The 16,707-nt window shown below is 66.5% G+C and carries 20 protein-coding genes; 12 read left to right on the plus strand and 8 right to left on the minus strand.

Annotation, left to right across the window (positions count from 1 at the left end):
• Positions 1-270: 270 nt before the first annotated feature.
• Positions 271-1,014 (minus strand): thiol:disulfide interchange protein DsbG, encoded by a 744-nt coding sequence (gene dsbG, locus C7C56_RS26945; RefSeq protein ID WP_106760416.1) that lies wholly within the window; start codon positions 1,012-1,014, stop codon positions 271-273.
• Between the two features lie 283 nt (positions 1,015-1,297).
• Between dsbG and C7C56_RS30585 the strand changes: the two genes are divergently transcribed.
• The 3 genes from C7C56_RS30585 (at position 1,298) to C7C56_RS26960 (ending at position 2,522) form a co-directional block, all read left to right on the plus strand.
• Complete coding sequence (locus C7C56_RS30585; RefSeq protein WP_106760417.1) at positions 1,298-1,576, plus strand: DUF2795 domain-containing protein; 279 nt, start codon at positions 1,298-1,300, stop codon at positions 1,574-1,576.
• Between the two features lie 20 nt (positions 1,577-1,596).
• Positions 1,597-1,983 carry a DUF4142 domain-containing protein gene (locus tag C7C56_RS26955; RefSeq protein ID WP_181373382.1) on the plus strand — a complete coding sequence of 129 codons (387 nt, stop codon included), beginning with the start codon at positions 1,597-1,599 and terminating at the stop codon, positions 1,981-1,983.
• A gap of 62 nt (positions 1,984-2,045) precedes the next feature.
• A complete protein-coding gene (locus C7C56_RS26960) occupies positions 2,046-2,522 on the plus strand; it encodes a MaoC/PaaZ C-terminal domain-containing protein (RefSeq protein WP_106760419.1) in 477 nt (158 codons plus the stop codon).
• A 99-nt stretch (positions 2,523-2,621) separates the two neighbouring features.
• Here the strand turns inward: C7C56_RS26960 and C7C56_RS29220 are convergent, their stop codons facing one another.
• Positions 2,622-2,834, minus strand: coding sequence for a hypothetical protein (locus tag C7C56_RS29220; RefSeq protein WP_181373383.1), 213 nt, complete (start codon positions 2,832-2,834; stop codon positions 2,622-2,624).
• A gap of 12 nt (positions 2,835-2,846) precedes the next feature.
• On the opposite strand from C7C56_RS29220, the gene C7C56_RS29225 reads away from it, so the two are divergent.
• Both C7C56_RS29225 and C7C56_RS26965 read left to right on the plus strand, forming a co-directional pair.
• A complete protein-coding gene (locus tag C7C56_RS29225) occupies positions 2,847-3,167 on the plus strand; it encodes a hypothetical protein (protein WP_181373384.1) in 321 nt (106 codons plus the stop codon).
• Between the two features lie 17 nt (positions 3,168-3,184).
• Positions 3,185-3,817, plus strand: coding sequence for a histidine phosphatase family protein (locus C7C56_RS26965; protein ID WP_181373385.1), 633 nt, complete (start codon positions 3,185-3,187; stop codon positions 3,815-3,817).
• Positions 3,818-3,891: 74 nt separating this feature from the next.
• Here the strand turns inward: C7C56_RS26965 and C7C56_RS26970 are convergent, their stop codons facing one another.
• A complete protein-coding gene (locus C7C56_RS26970) occupies positions 3,892-4,656 on the minus strand; it encodes a substrate-binding periplasmic protein (RefSeq protein ID WP_146204663.1) in 765 nt (254 codons plus the stop codon).
• A 333-nt stretch (positions 4,657-4,989) separates the two neighbouring features.
• Here C7C56_RS26970 and C7C56_RS26975 point away from each other — a divergent pair, with 333 nt between their 5' ends.
• Complete coding sequence (locus C7C56_RS26975) at positions 4,990-5,889, plus strand: ATP-binding cassette domain-containing protein (RefSeq protein WP_106760422.1); 900 nt, start codon at positions 4,990-4,992, stop codon at positions 5,887-5,889.
• Positions 5,890-5,895: 6 nt separating this feature from the next.
• Here C7C56_RS26975 and C7C56_RS26980 read toward each other — a convergent pair whose 3' ends face one another.
• The gene (locus C7C56_RS26980) at positions 5,896-6,111 is read right to left on the minus strand and encodes a hypothetical protein (protein ID WP_106760423.1); all 216 of its coding nucleotides are present in this window, start codon (positions 6,109-6,111) and stop codon (positions 5,896-5,898) included.
• A gap of 357 nt (positions 6,112-6,468) precedes the next feature.
• Between C7C56_RS26980 and C7C56_RS26985 the strand changes: the two genes are divergently transcribed.
• On the plus strand, positions 6,469-7,839 hold the full coding sequence (locus tag C7C56_RS26985) for a serine hydrolase domain-containing protein (RefSeq protein ID WP_106760424.1): 1,371 nt from the start codon (positions 6,469-6,471) through the stop codon (positions 7,837-7,839).
• Positions 7,840-7,892: 53 nt separating this feature from the next.
• Here C7C56_RS26985 and fabI read toward each other — a convergent pair whose 3' ends face one another.
• Positions 7,893-8,657 carry an enoyl-ACP reductase FabI gene (gene fabI / locus C7C56_RS26990; protein ID WP_229459029.1) on the minus strand — a complete coding sequence of 255 codons (765 nt, stop codon included), beginning with the start codon at positions 8,655-8,657 and terminating at the stop codon, positions 7,893-7,895.
• Positions 8,658-8,843: 186 nt separating this feature from the next.
• Between fabI and C7C56_RS26995 the strand changes: the two genes are divergently transcribed.
• The 3 genes from C7C56_RS26995 (at position 8,844) to C7C56_RS27005 (ending at position 13,383) form a co-directional block, all read left to right on the plus strand.
• Positions 8,844-11,504, plus strand: a complete 2,661-nt coding sequence (locus C7C56_RS26995) for a PEP/pyruvate-binding domain-containing protein (RefSeq protein ID WP_106760426.1) — start codon at positions 8,844-8,846, stop codon at positions 11,502-11,504.
• 316 nt (positions 11,505-11,820) lie between these two features.
• Positions 11,821-13,080, plus strand: coding sequence for a putative Na+/H+ antiporter (locus C7C56_RS27000; RefSeq protein WP_106760427.1), 1,260 nt, complete (start codon positions 11,821-11,823; stop codon positions 13,078-13,080).
• Between the two features lie 30 nt (positions 13,081-13,110).
• On the plus strand, positions 13,111-13,383 hold the full coding sequence (locus C7C56_RS27005; protein WP_106760428.1) for a hypothetical protein: 273 nt from the start codon (positions 13,111-13,113) through the stop codon (positions 13,381-13,383).
• Between the two features lie 81 nt (positions 13,384-13,464).
• On the opposite strand, the gene C7C56_RS27010 is transcribed toward C7C56_RS27005, so the two are convergent.
• The 3 genes from C7C56_RS27010 to C7C56_RS27020 are packed head-to-tail and all read right to left on the minus strand — an operon-like array spanning position 13,465 to position 14,385.
• Entirely contained in the window at positions 13,465-13,734 is a 270-nt protein-coding gene (locus C7C56_RS27010; protein ID WP_229459030.1) for a DUF5985 family protein, read from the minus strand.
• Positions 13,731-13,988, minus strand: coding sequence for a DUF5985 family protein (locus tag C7C56_RS27015; protein ID WP_106760430.1), 258 nt, complete (start codon positions 13,986-13,988; stop codon positions 13,731-13,733). Before C7C56_RS27015 ends, C7C56_RS27010 begins: the two co-directional genes overlap by 4 nt.
• Before the next feature lies 1 nt (position 13,989).
• Positions 13,990-14,385: a hypothetical protein gene (locus tag C7C56_RS27020; RefSeq protein ID WP_106760431.1), complete on the minus strand. Its 396-nt coding sequence runs from the start codon at positions 14,383-14,385 to the stop codon at positions 13,990-13,992.
• A gap of 460 nt (positions 14,386-14,845) precedes the next feature.
• On the opposite strand from C7C56_RS27020, the gene C7C56_RS27025 reads away from it, so the two are divergent.
• On the plus strand, positions 14,846-15,916 hold the full coding sequence (locus tag C7C56_RS27025) for a hypothetical protein (RefSeq protein ID WP_106760432.1): 1,071 nt from the start codon (positions 14,846-14,848) through the stop codon (positions 15,914-15,916).
• On the plus strand, positions 15,909-16,707 hold a 799-nt coding region (locus C7C56_RS27030), incomplete at its 3' end, for a cation:proton antiporter domain-containing protein (protein WP_106760433.1). The genes C7C56_RS27025 and C7C56_RS27030, both read left to right, overlap by 8 nt.

Here is a 16,707-nt window from a genome sequence, read left to right on the forward strand (position 1 = left end):
CTTGGGATGGTCGGTTGCAAAAAGCGCCGGACGGCGCAGATTGCGCCGCTTTCGCGGCCAATAGCTCGCCATTGGCGCCGCGAAATCGTCACAATCCGTCCTCGCCCGACACTTTTTCCGCTTCGACTCCCTCGGTCCGACATCCTCCTAGCGCGCGAAGCGGGCCAGGTCGGGGTCGTCGTCCGGCTGCAGCGGCAGGTTGGTCAGCGCGGCGATTTCGGGCAGGTCCAGCATGCCGCTCTTGACCACGACCTTGCCCCGCTTGTCCTTTCAGATCGTGACCGGCGTGCCCGCCAGGCCCATGCGCTGCAGCAGGGCGCCGTTGGCGTCGACGCTGGCGGCCACCGCGGGGTTGGCCCGCGCGCTCGTGCGCGCCGACGCGGTGAACGGCTTGCCCATGTCGCGCTCGAGGCGCAACAGCGCCGCGCGCGGATCGGCGTCGCCCAGCACGCCGATCGCCTTGGGCATGCTGGTCGGACCCAGCGTGGCGACCAGCACCCAGCGCACCTGCAGGCCGATTTTCTGGTAGGGCTGGAAGGCCTTCCACAACAGGTGGCAAAAGGTGCAGTTCGGATCGATGACGGCGTAGACCACGCTCTTGGGATTGGCCAGCGTGCCCTCGGCCACGTAGGCCGACTTGCCGAGCTCGTCGAACCGGGCCCGGTGGTCGGGCTTGGGCAGGTGGCGCTCGGCGTAGCCGGCCGTCAGGACCACGCCGTCTCCGCCTATCAGGTCGCCGACCAGCAGGGTCTTGTTGTCGGCGGTCGAATAGGCCAGCGAATGGCGGCCCTGCGAACTGAGGACCCAGCCGGTCAGGCCGGACGCGGCCGGGAATTTCTTGACGACCGTGGCGCCGCGCTCGAGCGCGCGCTGGATCGGCTTGGGATAGGCCTCGGCCGCGCCGGCCCACGGCGCCGGCGCGAGCAAACCGGCGGCCGCGGCCAGCCGCAGCAGGCCGCGCGTGGCGCGCCGCAAGCGGCGGGGAGGGTGCGGCGGCGCGCTCGGAATAGGCATGGATGGTCTCTTGTCGGCTGGTGGCTATTGCTGGTGTTTAACAAGCGTAGCGCGCCAGACTTAGCCGAGGGTTAAACGGGGCCTCTTTTGACGGCGTCTGACCGGGGCCCGCCAAGCGCGCGCGGCAAGCCTGGCCGCGCCTGCGTGCGCGGCGAGGTCGGGATCGCCAAGGCACGTGCATGCAATAGAGAAAAAATATCCGCGCGCGCGGCGCGCAACCCCCGGGCCGATTGCAGGTCCAACCCTTGTTATTGTTCTTACCTGATTGATAGAGGAGGGCGCCATGGCGCACGCAAACCCGATCCAAATCCAGAAATACCTCAAGGGCGTCGACTACCCCGCCAGCAAGGCCGAGCTGATCGAGAACGCCAAAAACCTCGGCGCCGACGAAAGCGTCTGCGCCTCGCTTGAGCAATTGCCCGACGAAGACTTCCAGACGCCGGCGCAGGTGAGCGAGGCGTTCAAGGGGCCGTCCGTGGACCACGCCGAGGGCGCCGGGCCGCGGCAGGGCGGGGGGGCCCGGACGACGCCCCGCGCGCCAGCGGCGCCAACGAGTTCCTGACCTAGGCGATGGAGGACTCGATGGCCCAAATCGAACTGTCCCTGGCGGCGCTCAAAAAATCGGGCAACGAGGCCTTGCGCGTGCTGGCCCAGAGCATGATCGACGAGCACGGCAAGCTCGGCCAGGAAATGGAGCAACTGGCGAAGGAGCGGAACCTCGCGATCCCGGCGCCGCAAGACCCCAGCCACAGCGGCGCGGCCAAGATGCAACGCCTGTCCGGGCGCGAGTTCGAGCGCCGCTTCGTCGAGACCAATCTGCGCGACCACGAGAAGAGCCTGAAGGTGTTCCAGCACTACGCGGGCGCCGAATCCGACCGCAAGCTCAAGGCGCTGGCCGGGCGCGCCGAAAAAATGGTCGCCTCCCACCTCAAGATGCTCCGGGAGCTCGAGAAAAACCTGGCCAAGTAGCGGGCCGATCCAAGCAACGGGCCGATCCAAGCAACGGGCCGATCCAAGTAGCGGGCCAATTCATGGCGATCATCCTAAACCGCCCGTATGGCGAACTGAACATCGGCGACAGCGCGCACCTGGAGCGCACCCTCGGCCAGCGCGACATCACGCTGTTCGCGGTCATGTCGGGCGACCTCAATCCGGCCCATGTCGACGAGGAGTACGCGCGCTGCGGCAGGTTCCACGGGGTCATCGCGCACGGCATGTGGACCGGCGCGCTGATCTCGACCGTGCTGGGCACCATGCTGCCGGGCCCGGGCACGATCTACCTTGCCCAGTCGCTGCGCTTCCTGCGCCCCGTCGGGCTAGGCGACACCGTCACCGTCACCGTCAAGATCCTGCAGATGCACCCGGTCAGCCGCCGGGTCGTCCTCGATTGCAGCGTCGTCAACCAAAATGCCGACATGGTCGTGGCCGGCACTGCCGAGGTGATCGCGCCGGCCGAAAAAATAGCGCGCCCGAGGGTGGCGCTGCCGCGGGTGGTCCTCGAAGGGTAATGGAGGCCGGTTGAGACTGTTTGAGGCTGGTTGAGGCTGGTCGAGGGTAGATGGGGCCAGATGGCGAGGCGAGGCGCCGGGCTGCCGTCACGGCTGCCGTCACGCGCACGTTCGGTCGCATCCAATATAGACAGCAGAAAAATTCACACACTGTTTGCGCAAAATCAAATCTTTCATTGCCTCAAGGCCATCTTTATTGACATATGATGAAGGGCGCGCCGCAACGCGGCGACGGCGCGGGCCGCCTTCATGGTGGCGTGCGAGGGTAAAATCACCAAACATCGGCAGTGCGCCGCGAAGCGCCGCAATCATTTTGGAGCGAGTATGTCCGTGCGTGTTGTAGTCACTTACGAAGGCTTGACGCTGAGATCCGAAAAACGCATTCGTGTTCTCGTCGAGGATGCCAATAAGCGCGAAAACGCCGCTTCGGCCCTCACCTACTACCACTGGGCGCGCGGGGTTTACCTGCTGTGGCGCGAATTGGCCGAAACGCTCACCAACGACAGCGCCGCCCTCGAATGCGACGGCGAACGCCTGTTTCGCCTGTCGTCCTTGCCCTCGCCGCTGATGCCGGGCGCGCGCCTGCCCGATTCGCGCGGCGCGCGCAAGCAGGCGTTCGATTGGTCGACTGTCAATATCCAGTAGCGCGCGTGGGAGGCGGAATGCAAATCAAACTTGTACGCCATGGCCAATCGCTGTCCAACACAGGCGCGCTCAGGGCGCACGAAGTGGGCGACTCCGGCATCGCGCTAAGCCCGGCCGGGGTGGCGCAAGCGGGCGCCGCCGGGCGCACCATCGGCCGCGAGTTCATCGCGACATCATTGGTATATTGCTCCCCGTACATGCGAACCCGGCAAACGACGGCCGAGATCCTGCGCGCCGTCGACGCGGCCGGCCAGACCAGGGTGTACGAGGATCCGCGCCTGCGCGAAGTCGAGCGCGGCTACCTCGACGAGGCGTCCCAGCACGAGGCGCGCAAGATCCACGGCTGGTTTTACTACCGCCATTCAGGCGGGGAGAGTCCCGCCGACTGCTACGACCGCACGTCCGCCTTCCTTGAAAGCCTGATGCGGCAGGCGCGACGCCGCGACGCCGCGGGCGCCTTGATCGTCACGCATGGCATGACGATCCGGTGTTTTGTCACGCGCTTCCTGCATCTCACGGTCGAGCAGTTTGAAATGCTCGCCAATCCATCCAATTGCGACATCATCACGATCGCGCCCGTCGCCGGGCTCGCCGCACCGGTGTTCCAATGCGGACGGTGGGGCGTCGAGGGCATACGCCTGCGCCCGTAGCGTAGTCAAAAAAGACCCTAAACAAGACCCTAAACAAGACCCTCAACGAGGCCCGCCGCGCGGGACGTCCAGCCTCATTTTCCCGAAAAGAAGGCTTTCTTCTGGGCCGCGTAGGCGGGCGATTCGCGCGCGTGTTCGACGGCATCCCAGATCCGCTGCGCAAGCTCGGGCTCGACCGCGTGCCCGAGCAGGATGTAGTAGCTCTTATCCTCGATCGGCGGCAGCACCATTTTAAGTTTTTCGGCGTATTCCGGATTGCGGTCGAACTCGAACAGGGCGCCGCTTTGCAGGATGACGGCCGCGTCGGAACGGTTCAGCAGCAGTTTGCGCAAGGTCGCGTCGCTGCCCTTGCTGCCGTCGTCGACCCTGATGCCGAGCGCGCGCAGCGTCTCCGCGATGGAAACCTGGAAACTCGTTGCTATCCTCGCGCCCGCCGGTTGCACGGTCTTGCCGTCCCAAAACACCCCGCTGCCCTTGAAGCGCACCAGCACGTACTGCTCGTTGAACAAGCGCTTGCTTCGATCGGGCCTGCCCTGCGCATCGACCGGATAGCGGCCAAACTCAAGCCGCTCGGGTTTGAAGCTGGCGGCGAGCGCGCCGCGGAAGCGTCCGGCCTTGACCTCGGTGAGGCAGCGTTGCCACGGCATGCCCGTCAAAATCACGCGCCGGTCCAATTTCTCGGACGCGAGCGTAACAAGGCGCAACGCCAGCCCGGGCCTGTCATGCGTGATCCACGGGTAGCTGGTGTCCTTGTTGTAGCAAAAGGTCAGGATGTCGCCGCCCAACGCGGCCGGCGCAAGCAGGCACAGTGCGCTGAGCAAAAGCAGGCGGGGGGGCAAGAAGGCATTCAATGGACGATCCCGATCGGCAGGTCGAAACCCGACGTTGTTAATTGTCGCGATGCACCACTATATCCCCACTCGCCATTTATCGCATTTGCTTAATCTAGCGCCAAGCCCCGTCAATACGCCCCCCGGGGCCGGCGCTAAGGCCGACCAGCGTGTCGAAGGTGGTGAAGACAAGTCCGGTCAGCAGGGGGAATTGCAGGTTGCTGAGTTGGAGGTTGGCCGTCATGTCGACCGCGAACTTTCACCCCGGCTTCACACGGGGCGCATGTCCGCTTCATATTCGCGTGCGATCCTCGCTACCCGACTGCTCAGTGAGGTAAGGCCATGGAGTTGCACATTCGCGGGGTCTGCCAGCCCGATGCCGACGGCGTGCCCACGCTGGAGAAGGTATCCATCACCATTCCGAAGGGAATCTACGGTCTGCTCGGCCCCAAAGGGGCCGGCAAGTCGACCCTGATGCGCATCCTCGCCACGCTGCGGGCGCCCGCCGCCGGCAGCGTCCAGCTTGGCCCGACCGACCTGTTGGGCCGGAACGAAGAAATTCGCCGCTCGATCGCCTACCTGCCGCAAGAGTGCGGGGCCTATCCACAGTTGAGCGCGGAGAAGTTGCTCGACTACCTCGCCATGCTGAAGGGGTTTTCGCAACGCCGTGGCGGGCGCGCAGCGGTCGTGGAGGCGCTGTTGCGGCGGACCCGGCTGTGGGAGGCGCGCAAGCAGGAGCTCGGCCGGTGCCCGCCCGGCATGCGCCGGCGCTTCGGCCTCGCGGTGGCCTTGCTGGGCAACCCAAAGCTCGTGATCGCCGACGAACCCACCGCCGGCCTCGACCCGTCCGAGCGCGCTTGTTTTTTGAGCCTGTTGGGCGCGCTGGCCGAGGACAGCATCGTCATCCTCGCCACCCGCGTGGTGGAAGACGTCAGCCGCCTGTGCCCAAAAATGGCCATAATCGACCGCGGGGAGATCCCGCTCGAGGCCGAGACGGGGCGCGCAATCGCCGAACTGCGCGGGCGTGTCTGGGCCGGCACCCTGGCGCCGGAAGCGCTGTCCGCCGTTGCGCGATGGCATGCCGTGTTGTCGACCAAGCCATCGGGCGACGGCGTCGCCGTGCGCGTCTTGAGCGAGGCGGTGCCGGGCGCAGGCTTTGCGTCGGCAGAGCCCGATCTGGGCGACGTCTATGCGCGCGTGATGGCGCTCCCTGGACCCGGGACCGGGCGGCGCGTGAGGTGAACGCGGCTACTCTTCCATGCCGAGCAGCGCTTCGATATCGACGATCGCCATGCGCAGCATGAGTTCCGCGCTCGCCTCGGACGGGGCGACGCCGGCCACGATCGCATCGGGCACCGATTTTTTCATCACACCGTCCCGTTCGATAAAATACTCGTCGTCGTCATAGGAAATGTTATAGCGCAGGCGCTTGCCGTGGCTTCCGACATGTTCGGTGGAAGGCATGGTGGTTCTCCGAAGTGGACGTTGGTCAGGCCGATCTTACAACCTAAGCCATCAAGCGGTCGGACGTCACAAATTGGTTCCTGACAACGCCCTGATTACAAGCTGCCAACGGTGTGTGAACCCCTTGCGGCTAAGATAGCCGGATCGGAAACCACCATCGAGCCGGACCATGCGCCGCGCCGCGCGCGCACCGGCGCCGGCAAGGCCGTACTCGAAAATCGATCCGATCCGGCATTAGACACGGGGGCGTGCCCCAACTCCCGGGGCCGGTCGGCAACGGTTGCCGGCGCTCGCGCCAGGCGACGCACATGCTAAGATTCTTTTTTACAATCATATGTTGTGATTAAGGAATCCCTGATGCGTCTTCCCGTTTTATCGCTGGGCGCCTTGCTGCTCGCCGCCGGACCCGCCAACGCCGATCGACTCGACGACGCCATCAAGGCGGAGATGGCGCGCCGCCACGTCCCCGGCGTGGGCATCCTCGTGATCAAGGATGGCAAGGTCATCCGCGAAAAGGGTTATGGCCTGGCCAACGTCGAACACAATGTGCCGGTTGGGCCGCAGACGGTGTTCCAGTCGGCGTCGATCGGGAAAACCTTCACCGCCGCGCTGGTCATGTTGTTGGCCGAAGACGGCAAGCTCGGTCTCGACGACAAGGTCTCCAAACACCTCGCGAACACGCCCAAGGCGTGGGAGGCGATCACGATCCGGCATCTGCTCACGCACACATCGGGCCTGGGCGACCCGTATCAAAAGCTCGACCTGCGCAAGGATTACACCGACGAGGAATTGATCGCGCTCGAAGCGACGATCCCGATGCTCTTCGCGCCGGGCGAGAAATGGGTATACAGCAATATGGGCTACCACCTGCTCGGCTTCATCTGCACCAGGGCAGGGGGCAAGTTCTATGGCGAGCAGTTACGCGAACGAATCTTCGAGCCGCTCGGCATGGGCGCGCGCATCGTCAGCGAGTCCGACATCGTGCCGCACCGCGCGGCCGGCTACGACTGGCGCGACGGCAAGCTCAAAAACCAGGACTGGGTCGCGCCGCGCCTGAACACGACCGCGGACGGCACGGTCCATGTGACGGCGCGCGACCTGGGGCGTTGGGACCGGGCCCTCTACGGCGACAAAATTTTAAGCGCACGCGCGCGCGAGGCCAGTTGGACGCCCGCCAAATTAAACGACGGCAAGTCCACCCCGTATGGATACGGCTGGTTCGTCGGGCCGGTCAACGGCCATCGCAGGATCTCCCACAGCGGCGCCTGGCAGGGCTTCAAGACCCAGATCAACCGCTACGTCGACGACCGCCTGACGGTGATCGTGCTGGCCAACTCGAGCCATGCCAAGCCGAACAAGTTCGGCGAGCTGATCGCCGCGCACTACATTCCGGCGCTCGCCGTTGTGCCCGCCAAGCCGATCAGGGACAACGACCCGGCCGCCGCCGCGCGCGTTCGCGGCATCATCGACGCCTTCGTCAACGGCGAGGTTCCCGCCGGACTTTCCGAATCGATGAAGGCGATCTACACCGTGGGGACGATCCGCAGCTTTGGCAAGGAGGTGCGCGAATGGGGGCCATTGCTCGGCGCCGAATTGCTCGAACATACCACCGACGGCGAACTGCGCCATTACCGCTACCGCTACAAGTTCAAGCACGAAACGGTGGCCGCGAATGTTTCCTTCGGCAAGAACAGGCAGATCGAGCGCTTGAAAATATGGACGGAGTAGCTGCCTGTTGGCCGCCCGGGGCGCGGGCAAGCGGGACTTGAGGCGGGCGCGGCCTACCCCATGATGTGGTAGCCGCCGTCGATATACTCGACATTGCCGGTCAGCATGCGCGCCGCGTCGCTGGTGAGGAACGCCGCCACGTTGCCGACGTCGTCGATGGTGGCGAGCGCATGCTTGGGCGCGCGCTCCCGCGCGCGGTCGAGCAATTCGTCGAACCGGTCCAGCCCGGACGCGGCGCGCGTCTTGAGCGGGCCGGGCGAGAGCGCGTGCACGCGGATGCCGCGCGGCCCCAGTTCGGCGGCCATATAGCGCACACTGCTCTCGAGCGCCGCCTTGACCGGGCCCATCAGGTTGTAGTGCTCGACCACCTTTTCGGCGCCGTAGAAGGTCACGGTCAGCAGCGTGCCGCCCTGGGCCATCAGGGGCTCGGCCAATTTGGCCATGCGGATGAACGAGTGGCACGAGACGTCCATCGCCATCGCGAAACCGTCGGCGGAACTATCGACAAGGCGCCGCCGCAGGTCCTCGCGCGGCGCGTACGCGACCGAATGGAGCAGGAAATCGAGGCCGCCCCATTGGTCGGCGATCTGGCCGAACACGGCCTCCAACTGGCCCGGCTCGCGCAGGTCGCACGGCGCGATGATGGTGCTGCCCAACATTTCAGCCAGCGGGCGCACGTGCGGCTCGGCCTTGTCGTTGAGGTAGGTGACGGCGAGCTCGGCCCCCGCCGCCGCGAAGGCCTTGGCGCAGCCGAACGCAATGCTGTCGGCGTTGGCGATGCCCACCACCAGCCCTTTTTTTCCAGTCAACGCGTTCACGCGGCTTCTCCTCGGATGATCGAACCAGTTGGACCCGCCCCCCGCCGGTTCGTTCTGGCCGGCCGATGAGCGGATACTAGGACAGACTCCTAGCTTGTGAGGTGCGTTTTTGCCGAGCGGTTTTGCTTGGTTACAATGCAACCCAGACATATTCTATCGCCAACACGGCATTGACATGGAGTTTGCTTGAAACCTGCGTCCGAACACTTCGTCTTCATTCCGAACCTGGCCCCAGCGCCCGTCGGCGAGATCGGCGGTAAGGCCCACTCGCTCCAGCGGATGGCCGCCGCCGGGCTGCCGGTGCCGCCCGCGCTCGTGCTTGGGACCGGATTCTTCGCGCCCTGGTTCGACGCGCTGGCGCTGCTTCCCGGTTGGCGGGCGCTGGCGGCCGGCGCGCCGGCGCAATGGCCGGCGCTTTGCGCGGCGCTCAAGGCCGAGGCGCTCGCCCTGCCGCTGACCGGAGCGCAGCGGCAGGCGCTGTCGGCCATTCACGCGCAAACACTGATGTCCGTGACCGGGCAGCGCTACGCGGTGCGCTCGTCGTCGCCCGAGGAGGACACGGCGGCGTCGTCCTTCGCCGGCGTCTACGAAACCGAACTCGGCGTCGCGCCAGGCGAGCTCGAGGGGGCGATCCGGCGCTGTTTCGCGTCCGCCCTCGACGCGCGCGTGCTGGCGTACAAACAGGCGCGCGGCGTGGCGCCGCACCAGCCCCGCATCGCCGTCATCGTCCAGTTGCAGCTCGACAGCGAGGTGGCCGGGGTCGGGTTCTCGATCAACCCCCTGAGCAACGACTATGACGAGGCGGTCATCGATGCCAACTGGGGCCTTGGCGAGTCGGTCGTCGACGGCGCGGCCGCGGCCGACCATTTCATCGTCGACAAGGTCACGGGCGCGGTGCAAACGCGCCAGCTGGGCGCCAAGCAGCTCGCGGTGGTGCTGGCCGACGGCGGCGGGACCGCCACGCGCGCGGATGCGCGCGCGGACGAATACTGCCTGTCCGATTCGCAACTGACCGAATTGACGGCCATGCTGTGCCGGCTCGAGGCGCTCTACGGCCACCCGGTCGACATGGAGTGGGCCTACGCGGGCGGAAAACTGTTCGTCCTGCAGGCGCGCCCGATCACGACCTGGGTGCCGTTGCCTCCCGAGATGATGACCGCACCGGGGGCGCGCCGCCGCCTCTACATGGACATCGCGCTGTCGAAAGGGGTGACGGTCAACGCGCCGATCTCGCCGATCGGACTCGACTGGATGGGCGGCGGGATCGGGCAACTGGTGCGCCACTGCTTCGGCGGGGGCGGGTTCGAGCTCGCGCGGCCCGATGGCCTGATGTACCTCGGCGGCGCGCGCATGTACATCAACCTGTCCAATCTGCTCTGGATGTGCAGCCCGCAACAACTGGCCAGGAGCAACACGGCGACCGACAAGATCATGGCCGACATCCTCGGCGCGATCGATGTCCCGAAGTACAAGTCGGCGACGCGGCCCGCATGGCGCCTGGCCGCCATGAAAGCCGCCCCGCGCGCGCTGTGGCGGTTGCGCAGGCCGTTGTGGCGCGCGCTGCGCCACCTGCTGGCGCCGCACGGCACGCACCGCCTGTACCTGCGCGAGTGCGCGGCGTACGAGGCGCTCTATTCGGGCGCGCACGACGACAGCGTGCCGCTGGGCGAGTTCGAGCGCCGCTATGGCGCGCCGTCGACGGCCAGCATCATCGATGTCGCCATGCCGGCCCTGGCCATGGGCATCCTCGCCCAGGGCGCGGCGCGCATGCTCGCGCGCAAAAACAGCCCGGAGGAGCTGGAACTGGCCGGGCGGCTCACGCGCGGGATCGGCGGCAACGTCGTGGTCGACATGGGCATCCTGATCTTCCGGATGGCCAGGATGCTCGACGCGGCCGACTACGCCGACCTGCCCGCGTTGGCCGCGCGCATCGGGCGCCGCCAGATGGCGCCCGGCTTCCTCGACGCCTGGGACCGGTTCATGGCGCGCTTCGGCTGCCGCGGCCCCGGCGAGATGGACCTGGCGAACGCCCATTACGCCGACGACCCGCTGATCGTCCTGCGCCAGATGTCGTTCATGGCCACCGGCGGCGGCGACTTCGACCCCGAGGCGATGCATGCGCGCCTCAAGGGCGAGCGCGAGCAGGCGTACGTGGCCCTGATGGAGCGCTTCGGCTGGTTCCGGCGCCCGCTGCTGCGGCGCGTCAACACCGTGATCGAATTGTGCGGCGGCGCGCGCGACACGCCCAAGCACTACAACCTCATGTACCAGCGCGCCCTTCGCGCACGCCTGTTGGACGAGGGCCGCCGGCTGGTGCAATGCGGCCGCCTCGACCGGCCGGAGCAGATCTTCGAGCTGACCGCGGCCGACCTTGCCGGCGCCACGCGGGACGACGCGCTCGACCTGCGCGTGCGCGCGGGCGGGCGCATGCGTTTCTTCAGGCTGCTCGCGGACCACGTGCGCAACTTTCCCGCGGTGATCGACTCGCGCGGCCGGATCCTGCGCGCGCCCCGGCCGCCCGAGCGACCCGGCGAACTGGTGGGCATCGCCGTGTCGCCGGGGCGGGCCACGGGCCGGGTCAAGATCTTGCGCAACGCCCATGAGAAGGCGATCGAAAAGGGCGACGTGCTGGTCGCCTTCACGACCGACCCGGGCTGGACGCCGCTGTTCGTCAACGCCGTCGCGGTGGTGCTCGAGGTGGGCGGGGTGCTGCAGCACGGCGCCGTGGTCGCGCGCGAATACGGCAAGCCCTGCGTGGTCGGCATCGGCGACGTGCTCACCCGCCTGCATGATGGACAAATGGTCGAGGTCGACGGCACCACGGGCGTGGTGCGGATCATTTCTTAGCAGCCTGTCGGGCTTAGGGAGTCGAAGCGAAACGGTCGAGGCAAAAAAATGCTGGACGAGGACAGATGTTAACGATTTCGCAGTGCCAATAGCGAGCTATTGGCCGAGAAATCGGCGAAATATGGACCGCCCAGCGCTTTTTGCAGCCGACGATCCTAAGTCCGACAGGCTCCTGGTTCGCCCAGCCCGTTGTGTTTGCTATACTGCCCGCGGACGCAGTTGTTCTCCACACTCACTTACTCACTAACTAGCGGCGACCGGCCCGCGGGCAGGTTCGCCCGTTCCGGCCCCCGCCGGAAATGAAGGAAGCTTTTACATGGAAGTCACCACGATTCAAGCAGTGGGCGCGGTCATCTTCGCGCTGGCGCTGATCCACACATTCGCCGCGAAATTGTTCGAGAAGCTGGCCAACCGCCACCCCAGCCACGCGGGCCTGTTCCACCTGTTGGGCGAGGTCGAGGTCGTTTTCGGTTTCTGGGCCCTGATCCTGATCGTGGCGATGGCCTTCGTCTCGAGCGGCGCCGAGGCGCTCACGTATGTCGAGTCGCGCCAGTACGGCGAGCCGCTGTTCGTGTTCGTCGTGATGGTGGTGGCCGCCTCGCGCCCGGTGCTCGAATTCGTCGCCGGCGTGCTGTCGGGACTGGCGCGCGTGGTGCCGCTGCCGACCCCGGTGGCGTTCGCCTGGATGGGGCTGGCCGTGGTGCCGCTGCTGGGCTCGCTCATCACCGAGCCGGCCGCGATGACGCTCGCCGCGCTGATGCTGGCGCCGCAGATCTTCCGCAAGGGCATGCCCGAATGGCTCAAGTACGCCGGCATCGGCGTCTTGTTCGTCAACGTGTCGATCGGCGGCACCCTGACCTCGTACGCGGCGCCGCCGGTGCTGATGGTGGCGGCGACCTGGAACTGGGACAGTGCCTTCATGTTGACGACCTTCGGCTGGCGCGCCGCCATCGCGGTGGTGATCAACGCGACGGTGCTCACATTCCTGTTGCGCCCGCACCTCGGCCAGGCGGACGCGGCCCCGAGCCGCAAGTCCAAAAGGCCGCCGGTGCCGCTGGTCATCACCCTGATCCACCTCGCGTTCCTGGCCGGCGTCGTCGTGTTCGCCCACCATCCGGTGGTGTTCGTGGGATTGTTCCTGTTCTTCCTGGGCTTCACGCAAGCCTACGAGAGCCACCAGAGCCCGCTCATCCTCAAGCAGGGTCTGCTGGTCGGATTCTTCCTGGCCGGCCTCGTGGTGCTCGGCGGCCTGCAGCAGTGGTGGCTACAACCGATCGTCTCGTCGCTGCAACCGACCGCGCTGTTCTTCGGCGCGCTGGGCCTGACGGCGATCACCGACAACGCCGCGCTGACCTACCTGGGCTCGCTCATCGCCGGCATGTCGGACCATGCCAAGTACATGCTGGTGGCCGGCGCGGTCGCCGGCGGCGGCCTGACCGTGATCGCCAACGCGCCGAACCCGGCCGGCGTGGCGCTGCTCAAGGACGGTTTCAACGACGAGTCGATCGGCGCCGGCGGCCTGCTGCTCGGCGCGATCCCGCCGACCATCGTGGCCGCCATTTTCTTCCTGCTGTAGGCGCCGCGGCACATTTTAAATAGACTGGCGATGGAATTTTCTGACAAGGAACTGGCGTTGATCGAGGCCGCAAAGAGTAAGGCGTCCGGGGCCTCGATCGGGCACGTGATGCTGCTCGTCGCGATGCTCGCCGGCCTGGCGCTCATGTTCGCCGGCCTGATCACGTCGAACGTGCTGGCCTACCTGATGATGGCCGCTGTCGGGCTGTCGATCGCCTTGCCGCAACTTGGCGCCGGCCCCAAATACGAGGACCTGGTGAAGCTGTTGGCGAGCAAGTCCAAGCGGGAAGACCTGGCGCCCTAGCCATGGGGCCGCCCTGGGCGCGTTCCGCCCTGGTCGCGGGGCGCCGCCCGCGCGGCTTTGAACACTAGTCGCATCTGAACACTAGTTTTTTCGGCCGCGGTTCTTCTCGTAAATCGCGATGAGGATCAGGCCATACGCGAGCAGCCGGATCAGGTAGTATAGCGGCGCATCCTCGCTCTTGGCCGCCGCGATGCCGAGCAGGACTCGGGTCAGCGCCTCGAGCGCGAACGATGCCGCGAAGTACAGGAAAAAGCGGTCGCGCGTGCTGCGCCAATAGCGCAGGAAGAACAGGCTGACGACGATCAATCCCATCGCGATGGCCCCGGAAAGCATGCCGTTCAGTCCTATCATTCATCCTCCAGAATCAGGCCGTAGAGCAAGGGGAGCAGCGCGCCGAGGCCGGCGAGCAGGCGCCATGTGGACAGGTCGGCCGCCGGAAAGACCAGGCGGTCCATCATCAGCAGCACGTTGTTGATGAACAGTCCCGCGAAACACAATCCGCTCCACAGCAGCAAGCGGTATTTCGTCTTGAAATAGCTGCGCAATATCAGGACCGCGCAGGCGAGGGCGGTCAGTGCGCACAGTGCATAGATGGTTGCTGCCATATCAGGATTCCTTGCGCCAGACAAAGGCGTTGGCGAAGGCCTGTGCCTTCTTGTCGGTTGTTGAGTGGATCATGTTGGTGACATCGACCAGCTGTTTCGCGTACGTCGCCGCCAACTTGTCGATGATTTCGCGCAACTCGACCGAGCCGGGCTTGTAGCAAAACGCGGGCTGGTCGTGGGAATTATCGGCCGACACGAGCACGCCGGCGTCGTGCAGCTGCGAGAGCAGGGCGGCGGCGGCTTTCTCGCTGACGTAGAGCCGCTGCGACAAGCGCTTGCCGTTCCATGGCGCCTGGGCCTCGCCGCGCAGCAGGAGCATCGCCTCGAGGTAGGGCACCGAATGCACGCTGACCAGAATGAAGCGCTTGACGTCGTCCGGGATCGTCGCCGCGCTCATCGCGGCCCGCCCCGGGCGCGCCAGAACCTTCCGGGCGCGGTGGCCGCCGGCGCCTTCAAGGGCCCTCCCGCTGGCTATATGTCCGTCTTATTGTTGGCATGTTGGTTTGACTATTTCCGGCGCCGCGTCGACGCATGGCTTCGCTGGAGGATATTGCATAAATTAATTTGCGTAGAGAATATACGTTCCCAACTGACAAGGCAACTGGCGAATTCAACCGTGCGGGGCGCGCCGGAACGAGGTTTGCCAGAGTCAACAAAACTGATAGGATAGCGCCGATAGAAAAACCCGGTTCACGATCGGACCAGCAGTTCGCGCCGATCCCCCCACTCACCCACTGCGCAAGCCTACCACCGCGACCGGCCAGCAGCAAGCCGGCGCGGCCAAGCGTACTCCATGGATAGGAACAAGGATGAACAGGGAAAATTTTGGCGCCCATAAACCCATGCCGTGGAAACCCATGCCGTGGATCTGCCTGCTGGCGGCGCTGATCCTGCTGGCCGGCGCGCCCCGAAGCGAGGCCGCCGCGGCCGCCGCGAAGGGACGCCGCGCGGCCGCGGCCCCGGTCGACGTCATGGCCGCCCTGCACACGCTCGCCAGGCAACGTTCGAGGCAGTGCGCGGCCGGCGCGCGCGTGCCGCAGCCGCCGGGCTGGCAAGGCAAAACGGCCGAATGCGCGTGGCAGGACCGGCTGCAGATGCGCCGATGGGAGGCGCTGCCGGCCGTCGCGGCCGGCTGCCTGAGCCAGCAGGCCCGGTGGTGGCAATGGCAGCAGGCGCGCCAGCTCGCCGTGCCGCCCGAGTCGATCGGCGCATGGGACGGGGCCTGGCGCAGCCAGAGCCTGCGCACCGCCTCGGATGCGCAGCAACGCATCTCCGTCATCGCGCGCGCGCCGGCGGGGACCTGGACGGCCACCGAATGGACCTGGATTCCCTCGCCGCGGCCGGCCACGCGCAAGTGGCAGGAGGGGCGTTGGAAGCTGCTGGCGCAGGCGGCGTCGGCGTTGCGCGGCGCCGCGCCCGCCCCGGACGGGCCGCACATGGGCGCGCTGCGCGAGACATGGGAAAAAAACCTCGCCGGCCGCGCCGGCGAAGTGTTGGCCGACGGCTGGCGGTGGGAGGACAACGGCCTATGCCTGCGCATGGAGACGGCCGGACTGAGCCAGGCCCAGCTGCACCTGCCGTACTCGCGCGACGAGGTGCGCCACGAGCAGCACGCGGCGATGCAGCTGCAATTGGCGCGCCGGTTTCCCAAGGCCACCTGGCTGATGCCGTTCCGCGCCCTGCCGGTCAAGGACGCGGACCAGGGCGCCGGCGCCAAGTACGCCGCGGTCTGGCTCGAAGACAAGCGCGTCAAGGGCCAGCTGTGGATCCCCACCAAGACCGACGGCGCGATCGTGCGCGCCCGGATCATCGTCGAGGCGCCCGCCACGGCGGGCAAGCCGCCCCCGCCCGCATTGGTGAAAAGCATCGGCACCATCGAACGCGAGCTGGCCGCTCTGGCGAGCATCTGGGAGTCTGACCATGAATGACGAACTGTCGAGCCTGCAATCGCTGCTGCTCTCGCCGCTGGCCGTCATCGGCGCCGGCCTCATGCTCGCGCAGATCCTCGGCCTGCTGCTGCACGCGCGCGGCATCCCCAAATTGTACGGCGCCGTCATCGCCGGGCTGGCGCTCGGCACCAGCGGCTTCGGGCTGGTCGACGCGCCCCTGATCGCGCTGTTCCAGGAACTGTTCAACGCGGCAGCGGCGCTGGTGTTGTTCGAGGTCGGCCGCAAGATGGACCTCGACTGGCTGTGGAACAGCGGGCGCCAGGGCGCCAGCCTGGTCGCCGCCAGCGTGCTGCGCGGGGTGGCGACCATGTTGTGCCTGGCCGCGTTCGGCCTCGGATGGGGCGAGGCCGCCTTCATCGGCGCCATCATGATCGCCGTCAATCCGATCATCTTCTCATCGATGGTGTCGGACTCGAACGCCAGCGGCGTGGCGACCTATTCGAGCGCCAACATGGTCGGCCTGAGCAACCTGATCGCCCTGCTCGCGGTCGGCATCGCCTTGTCCTGGTTGAAAAGCAACGACGTCGATGCGGGTGCGGGCTTCGTGCAAGAGCTCAGCCGCCAGATCTTCAAGCTGGCGATGGGCGCGTTGATCGCGGTCGTCTGCTACGGCCTGTACGCCGCGGCGACCCGCGTCAGCCGGGCCCATGCGAGCACGCGGCCGGGCATACTGCTCGCCGCGCTGCTGATGGACCTCGGGCTGTGCTCGATCAGCGCCTCGAGCGCCTTGCTCTCGCTGCTGCTCATGGGCCTGATGCTGCGCAACGCGT

The sequence above is a fragment of the Massilia glaciei genome, from assembly GCF_003011895.2.
In the GTDB taxonomy this organism is placed as follows: domain Bacteria; phylum Pseudomonadota; class Gammaproteobacteria; order Burkholderiales; family Burkholderiaceae_D; genus Telluria_A; species Telluria_A glaciei.

Excerpts from the sequence above, each read along its gene's own strand:
- C7C56_RS27005 (WP_106760428.1), top strand. The coding sequence starts at position 13,111 with ATGGAATTTTCTGACAAGGAACTGGCGTTGATCGAGGCCGCAAAGAGT.
- C7C56_RS30585 (WP_106760417.1), top strand. The coding sequence starts at position 1,298 with ATGGCGCACGCAAACCCGATCCAAATCCAGAAATACCTCAAGGGCGTC.
- C7C56_RS26965 (WP_181373385.1), top strand. The coding sequence starts at position 3,185 with ATGCAAATCAAACTTGTACGCCATGGCCAATCGCTGTCCAACACAGGC.
- dsbG (WP_106760416.1), bottom strand. The coding sequence starts at position 1,014 with ATGCCTATTCCGAGCGCGCCGCCGCACCCTCCCCGCCGCTTGCGGCGC.
- C7C56_RS27010 (WP_229459030.1), bottom strand. The coding sequence starts at position 13,734 with ATGATAGGACTGAACGGCATGCTTTCCGGGGCCATCGCGATGGGATTG.
- C7C56_RS26955 (WP_181373382.1), top strand. The coding sequence starts at position 1,597 with ATGGCCCAAATCGAACTGTCCCTGGCGGCGCTCAAAAAATCGGGCAAC.
- C7C56_RS26975 (WP_106760422.1), top strand. The coding sequence starts at position 4,990 with ATGGAGTTGCACATTCGCGGGGTCTGCCAGCCCGATGCCGACGGCGTG.
- C7C56_RS29225 (WP_181373384.1), top strand. The coding sequence starts at position 2,847 with ATGTCCGTGCGTGTTGTAGTCACTTACGAAGGCTTGACGCTGAGATCC.
- C7C56_RS26985 (WP_106760424.1), top strand. The coding sequence starts at position 6,469 with ATGCGTCTTCCCGTTTTATCGCTGGGCGCCTTGCTGCTCGCCGCCGGA.
- C7C56_RS27025 (WP_106760432.1), top strand. The coding sequence starts at position 14,846 with ATGCCGTGGATCTGCCTGCTGGCGGCGCTGATCCTGCTGGCCGGCGCG.
- C7C56_RS26960 (WP_106760419.1), top strand. The coding sequence starts at position 2,046 with ATGGCGATCATCCTAAACCGCCCGTATGGCGAACTGAACATCGGCGAC.
- C7C56_RS27020 (WP_106760431.1), bottom strand. The coding sequence starts at position 14,385 with ATGAGCGCGGCGACGATCCCGGACGACGTCAAGCGCTTCATTCTGGTC.
- C7C56_RS29220 (WP_181373383.1), bottom strand. The coding sequence starts at position 2,834 with ATGATTGCGGCGCTTCGCGGCGCACTGCCGATGTTTGGTGATTTTACC.
- C7C56_RS27015 (WP_106760430.1), bottom strand. The coding sequence starts at position 13,988 with ATGGCAGCAACCATCTATGCACTGTGCGCACTGACCGCCCTCGCCTGC.
- C7C56_RS27000 (WP_106760427.1), top strand. The coding sequence starts at position 11,821 with ATGGAAGTCACCACGATTCAAGCAGTGGGCGCGGTCATCTTCGCGCTG.
- C7C56_RS26980 (WP_106760423.1), bottom strand. The coding sequence starts at position 6,111 with ATGCCTTCCACCGAACATGTCGGAAGCCACGGCAAGCGCCTGCGCTAT.